The sequence below is a fragment of the Actinomyces lilanjuaniae genome, from assembly GCF_003606385.1.
GTDB classification, from domain to species: Bacteria; Actinomycetota; Actinomycetes; order Actinomycetales; family Actinomycetaceae; genus Actinomyces; species Actinomyces lilanjuaniae.
Genome location: NZ_CP032514.1, coordinates 578840 through 597754, shown reverse-complemented (window position 1 = coordinate 597754; position 18915 = coordinate 578840). Strand labels below are relative to the sequence as shown.

The 18915-nt window shown below is 68.4% G+C and carries 17 protein-coding genes and 1 pseudogene; 9 read left to right on the top strand and 9 right to left on the bottom strand.

What is annotated here, in order from left to right; translation table 11 throughout:
• Positions 1 to 41: 41 nt before the first annotated feature.
• Entirely contained in the window at positions 42 to 731 is a 690-nt protein-coding gene (locus D5R93_RS02595; protein ID WP_119836383.1) for a response regulator, read from the bottom strand.
• Here D5R93_RS02595 and D5R93_RS02590 point away from each other — a divergent pair.
• Both D5R93_RS02590 and D5R93_RS02585 read left to right on the top strand, forming a co-directional pair.
• Positions 730 to 2040, top strand: a complete 1311-nt coding sequence (locus tag D5R93_RS02590) for an ATP-binding protein (protein WP_120203670.1) — start codon at positions 730 to 732, stop codon at positions 2038 to 2040. The two genes, D5R93_RS02595 and D5R93_RS02590, sit on opposite strands and share 2 nt — an antisense overlap.
• 172 nt (positions 2041 to 2212) lie before the next feature.
• A complete protein-coding gene (locus D5R93_RS02585; protein ID WP_162933789.1) occupies positions 2213 to 2458 on the top strand; it encodes a hypothetical protein in 246 nt (81 codons plus the stop codon).
• Positions 2459 to 2498: 40 nt separating this feature from the next.
• On the opposite strand, the gene folE is transcribed toward D5R93_RS02585, so the two are convergent.
• From folE to dacB, 7 genes are all read right to left on the bottom strand, one after another.
• Positions 2499 to 3047: a GTP cyclohydrolase I FolE gene (gene folE, locus D5R93_RS02580; protein ID WP_119836441.1), complete on the bottom strand. Its 549-nt coding sequence runs from the start codon at positions 3045 to 3047 to the stop codon at positions 2499 to 2501.
• Positions 3048 to 3085: 38 nt separating this feature from the next.
• Positions 3086 to 5107, bottom strand: a complete 2022-nt coding sequence (ftsH, locus tag D5R93_RS02575) for an ATP-dependent zinc metalloprotease FtsH (RefSeq protein ID WP_119836380.1) — start codon at positions 5105 to 5107, stop codon at positions 3086 to 3088.
• 402 nt (positions 5108 to 5509) lie between these two features.
• Complete coding sequence (locus D5R93_RS02570; RefSeq protein WP_119836379.1) at positions 5510 to 6421, bottom strand: NlpC/P60 family protein; 912 nt, start codon at positions 6419 to 6421, stop codon at positions 5510 to 5512.
• 461 nt (positions 6422 to 6882) lie between these two features.
• Positions 6883 to 7191, bottom strand: coding sequence for a hypothetical protein (locus tag D5R93_RS02565; protein ID WP_120203664.1), 309 nt, complete (start codon positions 7189 to 7191; stop codon positions 6883 to 6885).
• Positions 7192 to 7297: 106 nt separating this feature from the next.
• Entirely contained in the window at positions 7298 to 8428 is a 1131-nt protein-coding gene (locus tag D5R93_RS02560; protein WP_162933788.1) for a C40 family peptidase, read from the bottom strand.
• A gap of 116 nt (positions 8429 to 8544) precedes the next feature.
• Positions 8545 to 9099, bottom strand: coding sequence for a hypoxanthine phosphoribosyltransferase (gene hpt, locus D5R93_RS02555; RefSeq protein WP_119836377.1), 555 nt, complete (start codon positions 9097 to 9099; stop codon positions 8545 to 8547).
• A gap of 143 nt (positions 9100 to 9242) precedes the next feature.
• Positions 9243 to 10445: a D-alanyl-D-alanine carboxypeptidase/D-alanyl-D-alanine endopeptidase gene (gene dacB / locus D5R93_RS02550; RefSeq protein ID WP_243106899.1), complete on the bottom strand. Its 1203-nt coding sequence runs from the start codon at positions 10443 to 10445 to the stop codon at positions 9243 to 9245.
• A 550-nt stretch (positions 10446 to 10995) separates the two neighbouring features.
• On the opposite strand from dacB, the gene D5R93_RS02545 reads away from it, so the two are divergent.
• Positions 10996 to 11493, top strand: coding sequence for an inorganic diphosphatase (locus D5R93_RS02545; RefSeq protein ID WP_119836375.1), 498 nt, complete (start codon positions 10996 to 10998; stop codon positions 11491 to 11493).
• A 174-nt stretch (positions 11494 to 11667) separates the two neighbouring features.
• On the opposite strand, the gene D5R93_RS02540 is transcribed toward D5R93_RS02545, so the two are convergent.
• Positions 11668 to 13242 carry a C40 family peptidase gene (locus tag D5R93_RS02540; protein ID WP_243106898.1) on the bottom strand — a complete coding sequence of 525 codons (1575 nt, stop codon included), beginning with the start codon at positions 13240 to 13242 and terminating at the stop codon, positions 11668 to 11670.
• An 866-nt stretch (positions 13243 to 14108) separates the two neighbouring features.
• Here D5R93_RS02540 and D5R93_RS02535 point away from each other — a divergent pair.
• From D5R93_RS02535 to D5R93_RS02510, 6 genes and pseudogenes are all read left to right on the top strand, one after another.
• Positions 14109 to 15491: an O-acetylhomoserine aminocarboxypropyltransferase/cysteine synthase family protein gene (locus D5R93_RS02535; RefSeq protein WP_120203658.1), complete on the top strand. Its 1383-nt coding sequence runs from the start codon at positions 14109 to 14111 to the stop codon at positions 15489 to 15491.
• Between the two features lie 59 nt (positions 15492 to 15550).
• On the top strand, positions 15551 to 16738 hold the full coding sequence (metX, locus tag D5R93_RS02530) for a homoserine O-acetyltransferase MetX (protein ID WP_120205748.1): 1188 nt from the start codon (positions 15551 to 15553) through the stop codon (positions 16736 to 16738).
• 169 nt (positions 16739 to 16907) lie between these two features.
• Positions 16908 to 17195 (top strand): hypothetical protein, encoded by a 288-nt coding sequence (locus D5R93_RS02525; RefSeq protein WP_162933787.1) that lies wholly within the window; start codon positions 16908 to 16910, stop codon positions 17193 to 17195.
• Between the two features lie 32 nt (positions 17196 to 17227).
• Complete coding sequence (locus D5R93_RS02520; protein ID WP_120203656.1) at positions 17228 to 17641, top strand: hypothetical protein; 414 nt, start codon at positions 17228 to 17230, stop codon at positions 17639 to 17641.
• On the top strand, positions 17628 to 18125 hold the full coding sequence (locus tag D5R93_RS02515; protein ID WP_423243312.1) for an alpha/beta fold hydrolase: 498 nt from the start codon (positions 17628 to 17630) through the stop codon (positions 18123 to 18125). The genes D5R93_RS02520 and D5R93_RS02515 overlap by 14 nt, the downstream gene beginning before the upstream one ends.
• Before the next feature lie 66 nt (positions 18126 to 18191).
• Positions 18192 to 18869: pseudogene (locus tag D5R93_RS02510) on the top strand (serine aminopeptidase domain-containing protein); the annotation flags it as partial.
• Positions 18870 to 18915 lie beyond the last annotated feature (46 nt).

The window sequence follows — 18915 nt, the reverse complement described above, 5'->3', positions numbered from 1 at the left end:
CGGGTCAGGAGGCCTTGCCAGGGGCTTTAGCCAGTCGCCTCTCAGCCGCCCGACCCGCCAGCCTCCTCCTGGTGGACGGCCACCACCAGCTTGAGGCGTGAGGTCACCCCGTACTTCCTCATGAGGCTGGAGACGTGGGTCTTGACCGTGGACTCCGCGACAACGAGCCTATCGGCAATCTCCGCGTTGGAGTAGCCCTCGCACAGCAGCGTGAGCACCTCACGTTCTGCACCCGTGAGGTCCGGGCGGGCGGGCACCCGGGCCTCCCGCAGGTAGCCCTCCGAGATCAGCCGGGAGGTGGCACGGGGTGAGATCGTGGTCCCCCCGGTGCTGGCTGCACGCACGGCCTGCACGACCTCCTCCGGATCGGCGTCCTTGAGGAGGAACCCGCTGGCCTGCTGGGACAGGGCCTCAATCATGGCGGAGTCGTCGTCGAAGGAGGTCAGCACGAGGACCGCCGTGTCCGGGTACCTCGCCTTGACGCGCGCCAGCAGCTCCAAGCCGTCTACGGGGAGCATGCGTATGTCGGTGATGAGGACGTCTACCGGCATGCGGCTCATAAAGGCCAGGGCGTCAGTGGCTATGGTGAAGGTGCTGAGGACCTCGATCCCCTCCGCAGCTGAGAGGTAGGAGCGCAGGGCACCCAGCACAAACTGGTCGTCATCGACCGCGACAACCCGGATCATCTTGCCGGGGGTCCTGACAGGGGGTGGAGAACCGCTCGCAGGCATGCGACGATACTACCGTATCGTCACCGTTATCTCCGGCCCCTCGGACGTGATCGCAGTGCCTACCGCATGGTCCCGTATCTTTTCTCGGATTCCTCCAAGAGCTGCGGCGCTGGCCAGGCCCAGTTTCTTTGACACCTGGCAGCCCACCACCCGCACCCACCTGCTGCACGCAGGCCTCGCGGTGTTCCTGGTCCTGGTCAGCGTGGTCGACACAGCTGCCTCCGGTACTGCCACCAGTCTGGGCCTCACTATTTTTAACGCGCTCTGCCTTCCCCTGGCCTCCTGCCTTCCCCTCGTCGGCGCAGTCACGAGCCTAGCCGTCACGACCGCAGCCCTGGCGGTACCTGACAGCGTCGGCCTCACGGCGACCTCTGCGTACTGGGGACCTCTGGTACTGCTGGCGTCCCGGGGCTACCACCCTGGGGCTGTCTGGTCACTGGCCACTACCAGCCTGCTGAGCAGCATCTTCCTGGGCGGCCTCACCTCCCTTGACGCTCTCACAGCATTTGTCATTGTGGGTGCCCCGTGCATGACGCTAGGACTCACGCTGCGCCACCAGCGCCAGAAGAGCGACGAGGCTGCCCGGCAGCGCCGGGAACGTCGGGGCCTCCGGCAGCGCCTGCTGGTCTCTGAGCTCCACGACACCGTGGTGCGTAACCTCACCCACGCCGTCATGCAGGCCGAGCAGGCTAAGATCGCCCGCCCCGAGGACTTAGAGCTCACCCGCACCCTCGACTCTGTCATCGGCCCGGTACGCAGTGCCACGGGCCAGCTGCGCTACCTCCTCAGGGCCATGTCGTCCGCCTCCGGCAACGAGGCCCTGCTGCTGCTATCCACCACCCCACCCCGCCCCCTGGAGGAGACCCTGGCCCAGGCTGAGCAGATCCTCACCCAGCGAGACACCACCTTGGAGGTCACCGGCCTGGAGGCTCTTGACACCGCCGCGATCGGCCCCGGCATGCGCCAGCAGATCACCCGCGTCCTCGCTGAGCTTATCGAGAACGCCGTCAAGTACGCCAGCGTGCACGGACGCGTCACCCTCCTGCTGGAGACCGACGGCGGCACCCTGGAGTGCATGTGCACCAACACCCGCGACCCCACCCGCCATCAGCCCCCGCGCAGACAGGCAGGGCACCGGCACCGGGCAGAGGCAGAACAAGAGACACAGCAGCAGCAGGTAGTGTCCTCCGGCCTGGGCCTGGACACCGCGCGCCGCCGTATCGAGTCGCTGGGCGGGGCGCTGACCACCACCCACACCCCGCGCCGCTGGACCACCGCCTTCAGCATCCCCCTCACACCCGCGATCTAGAGCCCGCACCAGTCAGCAAGCAGCCCCAAGCGCAGCCACGGGCAGCCGCCGTGGTCCTTTGGGATGAGGCGAACAGGAACTCTCGACCTTCTGCCAGCTGGCTGCCCGCCAGAACCCCGGAAGGATACAGGTATCAGCCCACCCGCTACCGACACGCACTGAGGTGATCTTCATGTCTGTCCGCACCGCGCTCCCCACCGTCCTGGCCACCCTCCTCATTGGCAGCAGCGCCGTCCTCCCCACAACCGCCGTGGCAGCCTCACCCGACACGGGACACCAGTCCAGCGGCGGCTACGCCGCCAGGACAACCAGTATGCACGCCAAGCCCGCCGGGGCACACGCAACGGACGTGACAGTCACAAATATCAAGAACACCAACTGTTTCTCCCCGGGTCCACTCCGTATCTGCATCTCCTGACCTTCACGACCCCGCACCCCGCCCTGCTTACGACCACCGCTCAGTGCCGCCCACCCAGGATAAGGCTCATGGCCTCACTCCGGGTGGCGGCACTGCGCATGCTGCCACGCACGGCGCTGGTGACCGTGCTGGAGCCCGGCTTGCGCACGCCCCGCATAGACATGCACAGGTGCTCCGCCTCCACCACCACGAGCACGCCCTGGCAGCCCAGCCGCTCCACGAGGGCGTCAGCCACCTGGGAGGTGAGCCGCTCCTGGACCTGGGGGCGGCGTGCGTAGCCGTCCACCAGGCGGGCCACCTTGGACAGCCCGGTCACACGACCGTCCCGGTCAGGGATGTAGGCCACGTGGGCCACCCCGTGGAAAGGCAGCAGGTGGTGCTCACACACCGAGTACATGGGGATGTCGCGCACCAGGACCATCTCCTGGTGGTCGGCGTCGAAGACCGTCTCCACGTGCCGGGCCGGGTCCTGGCCCAAGCCGGAAAACATCTCCGCGTAAGCACGGGCCAGCCGCTCCGGGGTCCCGCGCAGACCCTCCCGGTCCGGATCCTCGCCGACGGCCACCAGCAGGTCGCGCACGGCCCGCATGACGCCCTGGGAGTCGTAGGCGCCCTGGGCCTGCCCGGTCACCTCACAGGCTCCGTGGTGCCGTAGTCAAGAGTCTCGTCGCTGCGCCACAGAGGGCGCTCAGCCTGCTTGACCACGGGGGCGAAGATCCTCTCCAGGTCCATCTCCAGCAGTGTCTCCCGCTCCAGGAGCTGGCTGGCCAGGTCGTCGAGCACAGCCCGGTTGCGGGTAAGGATCTCCCAGGCCTCACGGTGGGCGGCGTCCAGGAGCACCCGTACCTCCGCGTCGACGGTGGCAGCCACGTCCTCAGAGAAGTCCCGGCTGGTGGCGTTGAGCCCCAGGACGGTCTCGTTCTCCGTGGTCCCCAGCTTGACCGCCCCCACGGCGGCCGTCATGCCGTAGTCGGTGACCATCTTGCGGGCCGTGGCCGTGGCCTTCTCGATGTCGTTGGAGGCACCGGTGGTGGGGTCACGGAAGACGATCTCCTCCGCGGCCCGTCCGCCCATGGCGTAGACAAGCTGGTCCAACAGCTCGTTACGGGTAGTGGAGTACTTGTCGTCACTGGGCATGACCATGGTGTACCCCAGGGCCTTGCCCCGCGGCAGGATCGTCACCTTGGTCACCGGGTCGGAGTAGGCACCCGCCGCGGCGCACAGGGCGTGGCCGGCCTCGTGGTAAGCGGTTACGCGCTTCTCGTGGTCGTTCATGACCCGGGTGCGCTTCTGGGGGCCTGCCAGCACCCGGTCGATGGCCTCGTCCAGGGCGCGGTTGTCAATGAGGTTGGCGTTGGACCGTGCGGTCAGCAGGGCCGCCTCGTTGAGGACGTTGGCCAGGTCGGCACCGGTGAAGCCTGGCGTCCTCTTGGCCACCAGCCCCAGGTCGACGTCAGGGGTCAGCGGCTTGCCCTTGGCGTGGACCGCCAGGATGGCCTCGCGTCCGCCCATGTCGGGGGCCTCGACACTGACCTGCCGGTCGAAGCGCCCGGGCCGCAGCAGGGCAGGGTCCAGCACGTCGGGGCGGTTGGTGGCAGCAATGAGGATGACGTTGGTGTTGACGTCGAAGCCGTCCATCTCCACCAGGAGCTGGTTGAGGGTCTGCTCCCGCTCGTCGTGGCCTCCCCCGGTTCCGCTGCCGCGATGACGGCCCACCGCGTCGATCTCGTCAACGAAGATGATGGCCGGCGAGTTCTCCTTGGCCTGCTCGAACAGGTCGCGTACACGGCTGGCGCCCACACCCACGAACATCTCGACGAACTCGGAGGCAGCCATAGAGAAGAACGGCACGCCCGCCTCCCCCGCCACGGCCTTGGCCAGGAGGGTCTTACCGGTCCCGGGGGGCCCGTACAGGAGGACCCCCTTAGGAATCTTAGCCCCCACGGCCCGGAACTTGTCCGGCTCGGAGAGGAACTCACGGATCTCCTCCAGCTCCTCGACCGCCTCGTCCTCCCCGGCGACGTCGTCGAAGGTGACGTCAGGCATCTCCTTGGAGCCGACCTTCGCCCGGGACCTGCCAAAGCCCATGGCACCGCCCCGGCCCCCGCTCATGCGCGTGAGCATCCACCACATGAGCCCCAGGAAGATCATGGTGGGCAGCAGGAGCTGGAGCATGGAGGACCACCAGGAGGAGGTGGGTACCACCGAGTTGAAGCCTGCTGAGGGGTCAGCACCCTGGACCAGGGAGTCCACCTGCTCCGCCTGGGCGTCGGTGAAGGTGAACTGGACCCTGTCACCCATGTTCTGCTCCGAATCACCCTGCCGCTTAGGCTGCTGGACGTAGCTCTGGGTCAGGTCCAGCTCGACGCGCTGAGTGCCGTCGATGACGGTCACCGACTCGACGATCCCGGGGTTGTCCCGCAGCAGGGCGAGGCCGTCGGAGGTGTCGATAGACCGGTAGCCACCCAGGGAGGAGGCCAGCGACCACACCAGCAGGACCACCAAAATAATGACGGGGGCGACCCACAGCAGGGGGTTGCCCAGCGCCCCACGACGCCTTCTGTCACGGCCGCCACGACCGCCCCTCTTGTTCTTCCCGCCCCGGAGGTCCGGGGTCCTTCGACCAGGCTGCTGGCCCGATTCACTCATCAGCGGTGGATCCCTTCACGTGTCTGATGCCCACACGGTAGCCGATGAGAGGCGGAGGGACCCCACCGATTCCTGTTGCGGTGCCTCACGTTCGCACACGGCGTGCAGAGGGGGTCACAACGAGCACCGCAGAACCAGCGGCGGCACCGACCTGCGGCCCCTCCACGGGAGGCGGCCGCAGGCTCTACATCGGCCCCAGCGGCAGCACCGGTATCGGCCCGGCCCTGGCCAAGGGGGTCATCGACCTGCACCACGGCCGCATCAGCGCCCAGAATACCGGTGAAGGCACCCGGTTCGAGGTCCGTCCTCCCCTGGGACGGCGACAGCGCCCCAGGCGCCGTCGCCGCCTGGCCCCAGGTACCCGGCCCCCGGGCACAGGATCATCCGGGAGACCGACCTCCTCTAAAGGCTGCTCCAGGCTGGGCGGGCCACAAAGCTCAGATCTTTCTTGAGGAAGTTCCACATCTTTGACACGTGAACTCCCTGGCCGGCAGCTACGCCCGTGGAGTGCATGAGCATTCCGTCCCCCAGGTAGATAGCCGCGTGGTAGACGTTCCCGAATATGGTCCTCGCACCGACGCCGCCTCCCGTTACCGCATTCCGGTCCGGGTCGGAGAAGAACATGATGTCACCGCGCTCATAGTGGTTATCCACGTCCAGCCACACGTCTCCACGCGCATAGAACCAGCTGGCAAGATTATTCGCCGACCAGGCCCTGGAGGTCTCAAAACCGTCACCAAAGTCGACGTAGTAGCCCACCTTGGTGTTCTGGTCGGCCACATAGGTCGTGTGCTGGTAGTCCCATCCCAGAACCGCCATGCCGACAAAGGTGGAGCACGACACCGCGTAGGGCTCCGAGGCGACCTGGTGGACCACCTGCCCCGTCAGCGGGGTGAGGCCGTTACCGTCCCACCCCAGGCGGGTACCCGCGTCGACAAAGCTCTGCCCCCGTGATATCAGGTCGTCTGCTGCCGCAGTGCTCGTACTGCGGGCAGGCTGGGTGGAGAAGCTCTGCGGCACCGCCCACTTGCCGTTGGCAAGGAGCATTGACACGTTCCCGAGCCTGCCCGAGGGCCGCGACGACTCCACGGCGTAGGTGACGCCAGCGCCGTCGCCGGCCAGCTCGTCACCCCGCGTCCAGACCGTCCCTGACGGGTTAGAGGCCTGCAGCAGGTCGTAGAGGGTGTCGTACTGCGTTGCCTCGACCGACCCCGGGGCTGCCGCAGCCGGCACCCAGGAGATAGTGGGCGAGGCGAGCAGGGCCGCTCCCAAAAAGGTGATACCGCGCCGCGAAATAGAGGTTGTCTCAGCCATGAGCCGCTGTCTCCTGTCATAGAGGTTCTGGCATCTTGCGGCCGTGACCATACCGCTACTACAGCTTCTGCCAAACAGGAGAGGCCTCATAGCGAGTGTCACATTGCTGACAACTATGAGAGCGTTCCGTCAGGCTTTCCAACACGGCCTGACCACGGGTCTTCCGCATCAACGATCCCGCTTATAGGAAACGGACCAGCGAGAACAAGAGGGTTGTCTGTCAGCACTAGGACCGTCAGCCCAACGCTTTCTGCCAGCGGTGAATTATGGGTGACCTCACCTTGTGGCACACGCTGGTTCCGCAGAATACGTTTCCATGCCACACGACCCGCCCCAGCCACACGCCCCGCAGCCCGAGAAAGGCGTGTGCCCGCACCTCTGAGAGGTGCGGGCACACGCTGTCGGCCATCAGATGGCGGTCCCAAATTGAGACCTTATTGTTGCCGTCTCCGGTGTCGTCGTCACCGTCTCCGGCGCACTAGCCTGCGGGCACCGTCCACCGTAGCCCGCAGACGCGACGCCTGAAGGCTGCGCTGACGCAGCAGCAGGAACACCGCGCCCGACGCCAGCATCACCAGAGCCACGCCCCCGGCCAGAAGGCTGGAGGAGGGGAGCCCCGTACGTGCCAGCACGGAGTCTCCCTGGTCTCCCTGGCCATTCGCCTCTGCATCGGAGTCAGCACCAGGATCTGCCTGGGCCGCGGCCGCCTGCGCGCCGTCCCGGGAACCTGCGTCCTCAGACTCGCCGACAGGGGCGTCATAGGAAGTCACCGCTGGGTCCTGGTCCTCCTCGGCCTCCTCCTGAGCCGTCCCGGCGTCCCCGTCCTGGGGGTCCGCTGCACCCGCGTCGTCGGCAGCCCCACCGTCCTGGCCAGCCTCAGCGCCCCCGTCCTGGGGGTCCTGCTGGACAGCCTGGTCCTGGTCCTCCTCGGCCTCCTCCTGAGCCGTCCCGGCGTCCCCGTCCTGGGGTCCGCTGCACCCGCGTCGTCGGCAGCCTCAGCGTCCTGGCCAGCCTCAGCGTCCTCGCCCTGACCGTCCTGCGCACCCCCGGCCTCGTCCTGGCCCTCATCCTGGGTGGCGGAGAAGACGCTGGAGGAGTCCCCCAGCTCGGACGGGCCACGAAGCTCAGGTCCGCCTCAAGGCTGGCCCAGAACTGGGTGACGACAACGCCGCCGTCAGCAGACGGACCGGTGGAGTGGATCAGCTGGTTGTCACCGAGGTAGATCGCCGTGTGGTACACGTTACCGAAGAAGACGTCATCCGCCTGGACGGAGTCAGACTGCCCCCGGGGGTCCTGCTCGGAGAAGAAGAGGACGTCACCGGGCTCGTAGCCGCCCTCGCTGCCCAGCCACACGTCACCGTTGGCATAGAACCAGCTGGCAAGGTTGTTCGCCGACCAGAAGCCCTTGTCCTCAAGGACGCCGCCGAAGTCGACGCCGTAGCCGACCTGTGAGTTCTCGTCAGCCACGTAGGTGGTGTGGGAGTAGTCCCAGCCTGCCAGCGCCATTCCGACGAAGGAGGAGCAGGTCACCGCGTAGGGCCGACTCATCGTGGAGTGGACGACCTCACCGGACAGCGGCGTGAGTCGACTGCTGTCCCATACCAGGTCGTCCCCCGCCTCGGCAAAGGTCCTGGCACGGGACAGCAGGTCCTCCACCGCCTCGGGGTCCGGCGAGGTGCTGGGAGAGGTGGCCAGTCCCTGCGGGACCGCGTACTGGCCGTCGCTCAGGGAGACGGCGATGCCACCCAGTGCTCCCTCAGGAAGAGTGCTGGTGATCTGGAAGGTCATCCCAGAACCGTCACCGGCCTCCTCGTCTCCGTCGGTGACGACAGTGCCGGACAGCCCGGAGGCCGCCTTCATGTCGGCAACCGTGTCAAAATGTGTGGCAGTGGATGTCGTCTGCCCGAGCGGCCCGGCCCCGGCAGCGGCAAGCGCCGGGGATCCCAGGCCAAGAGCGACGACAAGGGCTCCAAGGGCTCCGGCTAGGGGCCGGAGCACCGGTCTCATGAGTGGCAAGATCTCTTCTTCCTGTGGGGTTCGGGGACAGCTCGTAGAAGACGGCACGCTGCAGACCTGAGCCCCCGCACCCGCCCGCGGGACGAGCATCCGAGGAGGATCAGACCTCAGGCGCCGTAGACCTCCGGACGCAACGTACCAATTACGGAGAGATTACGGTAGTTCTCAGCGTAGTCCAGCCCGTAACCGACGACGAACTCGGTGGGGATGTCGAAACCGACGTACTTGACCCCCACCTCGACCTTGGCCGCCCCAGGTTTGCGCAGGACACTGGCGATCTCGACCGAACTTGCCCCCCGCGATGAGAGGTTGCCCACAAGCCATGACAGGGTGAGGCCCGAGTCGATGATGTCCTCGACGATGAGGACGTCGCGACCGGTGATGTCGGAGTCCAGGTCCTTGAGGATGCGGACCACCCCGGAGGAACGGGTCCCGGACCCGTAGGAGGACACCGCCATCCAGTCCATGGGCACCGAGCGGTGCAGCCGACGGGACAGGTCCGCCATGGCGTAGACAGCGCCCTTGAGGACGCCGACAAGCAGGAGATCCCGTCCCTCGTAGTCCGCGTCAATCTGAGCAGCCATCTCGTCAAGGCGGCGCCCGATCTGTTCCTCGGTGAGCAGGACCTGCTGGAGCTTGCCCCCCATGTCCGTGACGTCCATTGGCATCGCCTTCCTCATGGCAGGTAGCCGGTCAGGGCAGGTACCGGCCTGTGTCGCGCCAAGCCTGCCACAGGCCGCAGCCGCAGCGCCCCACGGCACACGCCGCCACGGCCTCCTGGCAGACGCTCCTGCGACGTGTGACGTCAGCCCTGGCAGCCACACCCGGCCAGAGGCACCATGAGGTGCTCATCGAGCGCAGCCCTGGCCGCCGTCAGCCCGCCCTCGGCAAACCCGTCCACCACGACCGCGAAGGCCAGGAGCCGCCTGTCGGCGGTGGTTACCACCCCCGACAGCGAGACCGTCTGGTCCAGGGAGCCGGTCTTGGCCCGCACCGTCCCCGCCGCAGCCGTGTCTAGGAAGCGGTCGTCCAGAGTCCCGTCCAGGGCACCCACAGGCAGGGCCGCCAAAAGGGTGCGCCCGACCTCCCCACCCTGGTCACCGGCTGCCCGGCCGACAACCTGTGCCAGCAGGCGGGCGGGAACCTTGTTCCCCTTGGCCAGGCCGGAGGAGTCCAGGAGGGTCACGCCAGCAGTGTCAAAACCGTCCTGGCCCAGCTGGGCCAGGACCGCCCGCGCGGCACCCTCAAAATCGGCGCTCTCTCCCGCTGCGGCCGCGACCAGGTGCCCCTGGACCTCGGTCATGGAGTTGTCAGAGGTACGCAGCGACAGGGACAGGACGTCCGCCAGCGGCGCCGAGCTGACCGAGGCCACGGTCGCGGCGGAGTCCGCGGCCGCGGCCCGGGTGATGCTGCCCTGCACGCTGACCCCGGCCTCTCTCAGGTGGTCCGCAAAGGTCTGGGCGGCGTGAAGAGCCGGGTCGGAGGGATAGCCCCCCTGACCGTGGTAGGCGGACACGTCCACCATGATTGGCTGCACCCCCGACACCCACGCCTCGTTGCCTGCCTCCCATGCCTCGTTCCAGGTCGGCCCGCTGAAGAGAGTGTCGTCCAGGCGCAGGGAGACACCGGTGACCCCCTGGCTCCTGAGTGCCTCCGCTGTCTGACGGGCCAGATCTCCCAGGCCTGCCCGTCCCGCCGTCGCCGTGGGGTCCCCCTCGTCAGCGGCGAGCAGGACATCCCCCCCACCCACAAGAGTCAAGGTCTCACCGTCAAGGACCGTCGAGGTCTCCAGGGCGTGCTCCGGCCCCAGGAGGGACAGGGCGGCCCACGCGGTGAGCAGCTTGTTGGAGGACGCAGGCGTCAGGGCAGTACCAGCACGGTGGTCGAGGATCTCCTCACCGGTGACGACGTCGATGACGGAGGCGCTGACACTGGCCTCCTCCAGCGCCTCGTCCTCCTCAAGTGCCCGGACCAGGAGGTCCAGGGCGGCTGCCTGCGGGACAGGCACGTCCTCGGGCAGGGGGAGGGTTGGGACACCGTGGCCTGCGGCGAGGCCACTTGGGGGAAGGGCTGGGGGTGATGTCCTCGGCCGCGGCGGTGACGGGGCCAGGCACCAGGTCGAGGGCGTCGGCCAGCCCGTAGTAACCACCGGCAACAAGGAGAGTCGCCGCCGTCAGAGCAGCGATCTGGGCCTTGCGCATGTGTTCTCCGTTCATCCTCAGGTGCCGTCGAGCCACGGCAGGAGCGCACCCGCCGCTGTCAGGCAACTACCTGCCAGCGGCTCAACCAGGGCCGGTCCCACAACCAGGCACCAGCCAGGCTACCGGACGCGATGACCGGGAGAGCAGACGGCTCCCGGAGAGACCGGCCAGCGGCGACCGCCAAGGACGGCTCATGACAGCCCAGGACAGCCGAAGATGAGGCCTGTGGCTGCTGTCGCCAGGGCCGACTGTGGGCCACACTAGTGCCGTTGAGACCCCACCAGCCGGGACGGGACCGCACCCCGACGTCGTGCCTAGGGCACTTTTCGGGCTGGAAGACACGCAAAGGAGGCTCCCGTGGAGTTCGACGTCACCATCGAGATCCCCAAGGGAAACCGCAACAAGTACGAGATCGACCACGAGACCGGCCGGATCAGGCTGGACCGGATGCTCTTCACCTCGACGCGCTATCCCGACGACTACGGCTTCATTGACGACACGCTCGGAGAGGACGGCGACCCCCTGGACGCGCTGGTGCTCCTGGAGGAGCCCACCTTCCCTGGCTGCGTCATCCGCTGCCGGGCACTGGGAATGTTCCGCATGCGCGACGAGAAAGGCGGGGACGACAAGGTCCTGTGCGTACCCAGCGCGGACCAGCGCGCATCCTGGCGCACAGACATCGAGGACGTCAGCGAGTTCCACCGCCTGGAGATCCAGCACTTCTTCGAGGTCTACAAGGACCTGGAGCCAGGCAAGTCGGTGGAGGGAGCCCACTGGGTCGGGCGCGAGGAGGCGGAGGAGGAGATCCGCGTCTCCTACCAGCGCGAGGCCGAGCGAGTCGCGCGCGAGAGCTGACGGGGGACCTGGCTCCGCCTCTGCGCTCCACCTCGGCAGCAAGGCCGCGAGCCAGGCAATCCAGACAACGAAAACGTCAGAGGACAACGCGGTGGAGTGTTGTCCTCTGACGTTTTCGTTGCGCTTTGTACTTGTACTTGTTGCGCAAGCTTGCCACGCAGGCCGCGTATGCCGTCAGGGCCGGACGGCGTAGGGCATAGCCCCGGAATAGCGCATCGCGGTGATCCGCACCGTGTACCCGAAGGTCGGCGCCTCGATCATCATGCCGTCACCGAGGTAGATGGCGACGTGGTAGATGCCCGACTGGGTCCCATTGGAGGACCAGAACACCAGGTCCCCCGGCTGGGCGCCGGACAGGGGCACCTGCGCTCCCTGGCCGTACTGGACCCGAGAGGAGTGGGTGAGGTATACGCCAGCCTCGCGGTAGGACATCATGGTCAGTCCCGAGCAGTCCAGACCCGAGCGCGACTCCCCGCCCCACACGTACGGGGTCCCGATGTAGCTCCTGGCAGCGGCAATCGCAGTGGTCGCACCGGAGCCTGAGGATGTTGCAGGTGCAGCGGGCGCCTCCTGGGCGGGCGCAGGCTCCTGGGCAGGCGCAGGCTCCTGGGCCGGCGCCTCCTGGGCCGGCGCGGACTCCTCAGCCGACTCCTCCTGGGCAGGCTCCTCCTGGGCGGGCGCAGGCTCCTCAGCCGACTCCTCCTGGGCAGGCTCCTCCTGGGCGGGCGCAGGCTCCTCAGCCGACTCCTCCTGGGCCGGCGCAGGGTCCTCAGCAGGCGCCTCCTGGGCCGGCGCAGGCTCCTCAGCAGGCGCCTCCTGAGCAGCCTCGCCATCCTCGGCCGCCATCTCGTCCTCAGGCTGCGGCTGCGCAGACTCCTGCACTGGCGGCTCAGAGGCCTCATCAGCAGCCTGCCCCTCGGAGCCCTCGCCCTCCTCAGAGGGCTGGGCCTCCTCCTGGGTCACACCAAGGGCTTCCCTGGCCGCCTCTTCCTCGCTCTGCCTGCGCTGCTCCTCCAGCTGGTCCTGGTACTGCGTCTCCAGCTCAACGGTAGTGCTGCGCTGGGTGGCCAGCTGCTCAATGAGGACAGCACGCTGGTCCTGGGCCTGTGTGACCGCGGTCTGGGCGGCCGTGGCAGCGGCATCGGCCGTCGTCTTGGCCTCCTGCGCGTTCTGGGCCGCAGTCTCCTTGGTAGTGAGCCTGCTGTCAGCAAGGTCCTTCTTGGACTCGGCCACAGCCTGGTTCGCCTCGACCTCCTGGACCTTGGCGTCGGTGGTCTCCCCCACGCGCGTCAACGCCGCACCGGCGTCAGCGAGGTCAGACAGCGACTCGCTGGTCAGGTAGGGCGTCAGGGCTGTCAGAGCGGTGCCGCCCTCCTGGTAGGTCTGCACGACGACGGACCCGAGCTCGGAGCGCGCCTCCTCAGTCTCCTGCACAGCAGCCTCGGCGTCCTCCTGCGCCTGCTGCGCCTGTGAGGTGGCCGTAGCCAGCTCGTCCACCGCCACAAGGTAGTCCTCGTTGGCAGCCTGGGCATTGACCTGGGCCGCCTCCAGGTTGGCGCTCAGCTCGACGAGGGCCTCCTCCAGGTCCTCGATAGATGCTGACGTCGTCGTCTCAGCGGCCCTGGCGTCGTCAATGTCCTCCTGGTCCACGGGGTCGGCGTACGAGGCGGGCGTCAGGGTGCACGCCAGCGCCAAGGCGGCGGCAGCCGCCAGGCCGCGCCCCCATCGGTTCTGGTACTTCAGGCTCACGAAGGTCTCCGTCGTCAGGCAGTTGTCACGGGTCAGCAGGGTGCTGGTCCGCCCGCGCTGCGGGTCACTGCGGGTCTTGGTATCGCCACATTAGTCGCTCGCGTTCATTCTGGAAACACTGCCCACATCATTCACATCAACAACTTACACCTCTGTCATTTCAGGCATTCCCCGCTATGACGCGGATCGACAGCGCTGAGACCGACGAGCGGCTTTTGTGATATCTCTCTCACTAAGGGTGGGTGAAGGGCGGCGCAGGGCGCGAGAAGGGGTGCCGTCCCCTCCTGAGCCGCCGCCCGGCGCTACGCACCGACCACCCCGGACGCAGTCCTCACCGAGTTACTCCGGGTACTCCGGGGACTCCGGTTACTCCGCGCCACTCCGGGCTACTCCGGGCCACTCCGCCCCCTCCCGGGCGCCGTCGGCCGTTGTCGACGACGCCAGCGTGGCCGACGCCCGGCCGATCCCCCTCCCGGACGCTGCGGACCCCGCAGCCTCACACTCGCGCCGCACCTCACGGACCGGTAGAGTGCGCACCATGTCCTGCACCCAGCACCAGACCGGGACCCGGCTCCAGGCGGGGGACAGCACCCGTCGAATGCGCCGCTGACGCGTACGCCAGCCCGTACGCGTCACCCCGCCCCTGCCCACCCTGGTGACAGCAGAGGACGCAGGACACCTTCCCGCACCACGCACCGCCAGCGTCAGGAACCGGTCAGGCAGTTGGCTCGCGCCCGGTCCGCCCCGGCCTGAGGCGGTCGGAGGACGGCAGCCTGAGGACGACCGAGGTCCACGGGCCGCAGGTGCACAAGGTCCAGGTCGTTCCAGCGCTCCCCCGGTCACCGCCGCCTCCAAGGAGCACCCCTATGCCAGAACCGACGTCCACCCAGACCAGCCCCACCACTGCTGAGCCCCCCAGCCCCGGCAGCCCGCACGGGTGGCGGTTCGAGACCAAGCAGGTCCAGGCAGGCCACGACCCCAGGTCGGACAGCACCCGCTCCCGGGCCATCCCCATCTACCAGACCACCTCCTACGTCTTCGACTCCGCCGAGCAGGCCGCCGCGCGCTTTGCGCTGACCGACCTGGGCCCTATCTACACCCGGCTGAACAACCCGACCAACGAGATCGTCGAGAACCGCATCGCCGCCCTGGAGGGGGGCGCAGGAGCGCTGCTGACCGCCTCCGGGCAGGCAGCCCAAACCCTGACCTTCCTGACCCTGGGAGGCGCGGGCAGCAATATCGTGGCCTCCCCCTCCCTGTACGGGGCACCACCAACCTGCTGGCCCACTCCCTGCCCCGGCTCGGCATCGAGACACGCTTCGTGGACGACCCTGCCGACCCCAGGCGTGGTCCTCCCAGGCCGACAAGCGCACCATCGCCTTCTTCGGGAGACGATCCCCAACCCCCGCGGTGACATCCTCGACATCGAACCGGTGGCCGCAGCGGCCCACGCCCAGGGCATCCCTCTGGTCGTGGACAACACGGTGGCCTCGCCGTTCCTGACCCGCCCCATCGAGTGGGGCGCCGACATCGTCGTGGCCTCAGCCACCAAGTTTCTGGGAGGGCACGGCTCGTCGGTAGCCGGAGTCATCGTGGACTCGGGGAACTTTGACTTCGCGGCTGCGCCGCAGCGCTTCCCCGGGTTCAACACGCCCGACGAGTCCTACCACGGCCTGGTCTACGCCCGGGACCTAGGCGTGGGCAGCCCCCTGGGAGCCAACCTGGCCTTTGTCCTCAAGGCCCGCACCCAGGGGCAGCGGGACCTGGGCTTCCCCCTGGCCCCGCACTCGGCCTTCCTCATCGCCCAGGGCATCGAGACCCTCTCCCTGCGCATGGAGCGCCACGTGGACAACGCCCTGGCTGTGGCCACCTGGCTGGAGGCGCGCGACGACGTCGCCGACGTGCGCTACTCGGGCCTGGCCTCCAGCCCCTACTACCACCTGCACCGCAAGTACTGTCCGCGGGGCGCGGGAGCGGTCTTGGCCTTCGACCTGCCGGGGGGCCGACAGGCCGGGGCCGCCTTTATCGACGCCCTGCGGCTGTTCTCCAACCTGGCCAACATCGGTGACGTGCGCTCCCTGGCGGTCCACCCGGCCACCACCACCCACTCCCAGCTAGACGACGCGGGGCTGGCCGCCTCGGGGATCGGTGCCGGCACGGTGCGCCTGAGTGTCGGTATCGAGCACATCGACGACATCCTGGCGGACCTGGAGCGCGGCCTGGCTGCCGCCTCAGGAGGCCAGCCGTGAGCCTCCCGGGCACGCATGACCCGGGCACGGACCAGGCGCCCCGCCCCTCCCCCACGCTCATCAGCGACACCGAGGAGGCTCCCGCCTACGGCGTGGGCACAGCCTCCTCCAAGCTGGTGGACCGCGAGGCAGGCTCCCCCACCGGGGCGTGGAGGCCCGGCAACGACCCGGGACGCCGACGCTTCCTGGAGATCGGGGACATGCCCCTGGAGTCCGGCGAGGTCCTACCGGACACCACGCTGGCCTTCGAGACCTGGGGGCGCCTGTCCGAGCAGCGCGACAACGCCGTCCTGGTGCTGCACGCTCTGACCGGGGACTCCCACGTCACCGGTGAGGCAGGACCCGGGCACCCCACCCCCGGGTGGTGGCCCGGCGTCGTCGGCCCGGGCAGGGCCATCGACACGCAGAGGTACTTCGTCGTGGCCGCCAACATCCTGGGCGGGTGCCAGGGCTCGACCGGGCCGTCCTCCCTCGCGCCGGACGGCCGCCCGTGGGGGTCACGCTTCCCCTGGCTGACCACCCGCGACGCCGTGGAGGCCGAGACCCGCCTGGCTGACGCGCTGGGGATCGAGGCCTTCCACCTGGTGGTCGGCGCCTCCCTGGGAGGGCACCGAGCCCTCGAGTGGGCCGTGAGTCACCCGCACCGGGTACGCAACCTGGCACTGGTAGCCACCGGGGCCTCCACCACCGCCGACCAGCTGGCCTGGTGCCACCTCCAGGAGCTGGCGATCGTGGGGGACCCCTACTTCCTTGATGGCGACTACTACTCCCACCCGGTGGGGCCCGTGCGGGGCCTGGCGCTGGCGCGGGCGCTGGCCCACACCACCTACCGCTCGGCCGCCGAGCTGGACCAGCGCTTCGGCCGGGCGCACCAGGGGGAGGAGGACCCGGCAGTGGGCGGCCGCTACCAGGTGGAGTCCTACCTGGACTACCACGCGGGCAAACTGTTGGCCCGTTTTGACGCTAACACCTATCTTATTGTCACCCACTCCATGATGGTCCACGACGTCGGGACCGGGCGCGGGGGGATCCAGGCCGCCCTGGGGCGGGTCACCGCCCGCACCCTGGTGGTGGACGTGGACTCTGACCGCCTGTTCCTGCCCGCCCAGGCCCAGGAGCTGGCTGACGGCGTACCGGACGCCAGAAGGCGCACCGTGGCCTCCGTCCACGGCCACGACGGGTTCCTCATCGAGACCGACCAGATGGAGGCGATCCTGCGGGAGTTCCTGGAGGACCCGGAGGCCTAACCAGAGGAGCAGGAGGCGGACCCGCCTCTGCCACGGCTCGGCACCCCGTCGCAGGAGCACATTTCTCTCCCATGTGAGAAAAGTGTTGCGCTAGACGACATTGACACATTTGTCACGGCTCAATAACGTGGTGGTGGCACGCCACCACGGAACTAGCGGAGCAAGAGCCTTGGCAGAGAACAGGCAGAAGACAGCGATCGGGAAAGTGCTGGAGCGCACCAGGACCGCACGCCTCACGCTGGACCTGGAGAACGACTCCACCAAGGCAGTCACGCTCAGCCAAGACCTGTCGGACTCGTGGACGTCTCCCCGGGCGACCGACTACGAGGAGATCCTCTTCGAGATCGTCAACACCATGCGCTCTGCCTGGTCCAACCTGGAGCTCACGCTGGAGGAGGCCTTTGACGGCCAGCCCGACGAGGTTGAGGAGGACGATCCCAGGGCTAAGTGGGACTAGGAATAAGTGGAGCGACGAGCAGAGGACAGCCAGTGGCCTACATCTACCTTTTTATCAGCCAGTCCGCTATTGATACCCGCACCCAGGCTGCGGTGTCGGCCGCCCAGGTCGAGGAGGACGTGGTCGCGGCGAGCCTCGGCGGGCTCAGCACCGGGCTGTCCTCCATCCCGCACCCGGTCACGCAGGCAACGGGTGTGGCGATCTCCCTGGCCTCTCCCGTCATGACGGAGGAGGTGGGTGCGGTGGACCTCTCAGGGGAGGACTACGCCACCGGCCACGAGTGGATGAGCGCCGACCACACCATCGACACCGCCTCGGTCCTGACCAGCACCGAGCACAGCAGACAGCTCCAGAAGTGGCTGGAGGACGCCTCCATCCCCGAGGTCACCCTCGAGAACGCCCTCGCCGCAGGCGTCCAGGACGGACAGCACAGTGCCAGCCACTGACAGCACCGCAGGCACTGGCAGCAGCCCGGCAGGTGTCGGCATCAGCGGCGCCAACCCAGCAGGTACCGGCGCCCCCGCAGGCACCTGGGCACGCGACATCCTGGGTCCCGGCTTCCAGGCCCGCACCCTGGAGCTGGCACCGGACACCGAGGACGACGGCGCGGTGGCCACCCTGGTGCGGCACGTCCCCGCCGAGGACCCGCACGCCCTGCCCGGCACCCCCACAGCCCCCGTCTTCGCCTACCTCTACCTCCACGGCTGGAACGACTACTTCTTCCAGACCCACCTGGCCCGGGAGGTCTCTGCCCTGGGCGGGGCCTTCTACGCCCTGGACCTGCGCCGCTACGGCCGCTCCTGGCGCGAGGGCAGATGCACGGGTGGTGCACCTCCCTGCTCGACTACGACGAGGAGCTGGGGCTGGCCCTCAAGATCATCCGCTCCGGGCACGACCTACGCCCCGGGCCGGGCGGGGCGGAGGCCGTGACGGCCGGGCTGCCGCCCCGGCCAGCCGCCGGAGCAGGACCACTGGGACCGCGCTGTCCAGAGCACCCCTGTGGTCCTCAACGGCCACTCCACCGGAGGCCTGACTGCCGCCCTGTGGGCGCACCGTCACCCCGGCGTCCTGTCCGGCCTAGCGCTCACCTCCCCCTGGCTGGAGACGTGGGGCGGGCATCCCACCCGCACCCTGGGTCGGCCGGTGATACGCACCCTGGCACGTGTGAGCCCACGCATGGAGCTGCCCACCGGCACCATCAGCCCCTCTGATGTGTTCTACGTGGCCGACGGCTGGAACGACGAACGCGACGGGGCGCTGCCGGACCCCTCCTGGGCGCAGGACCCCTACGCCACCGGCTGGGACCTCAACCCCGCCTGGGTCCTGCGTCCCTGGGCACCGGTACGACCCGGCTGGCTCCTGGCGGTCCTGGACGGCCAGGCCCGCGTGGCCCAGGGCCTGGACATCGACTGCCCCGTGCTGTTGATGGCCTCGGCCCGTAGCCGGGTGAGCCTGGGCTGGACGCCGCAGGCACGTCACGCCGACACCATCATCGACGCCCAGGCCGCCGCCCGAAACTCTGTAAGACTGGGCAACCTGGTAACCATCACCCGTTTTGCGGGCGGTGTCCACGACCTCACCCTCTCCGAGCCGCCCGTGCGTGAGCGGGTCTTCTCCACGCTGGGACGCTGGCTTATGTCGTACGCCCTGCACACTGCGCACCCGAACCATTGAGAGCAACCTGGTCCTCACAGGACACCGAGTCCTCGTAAAGTACTGG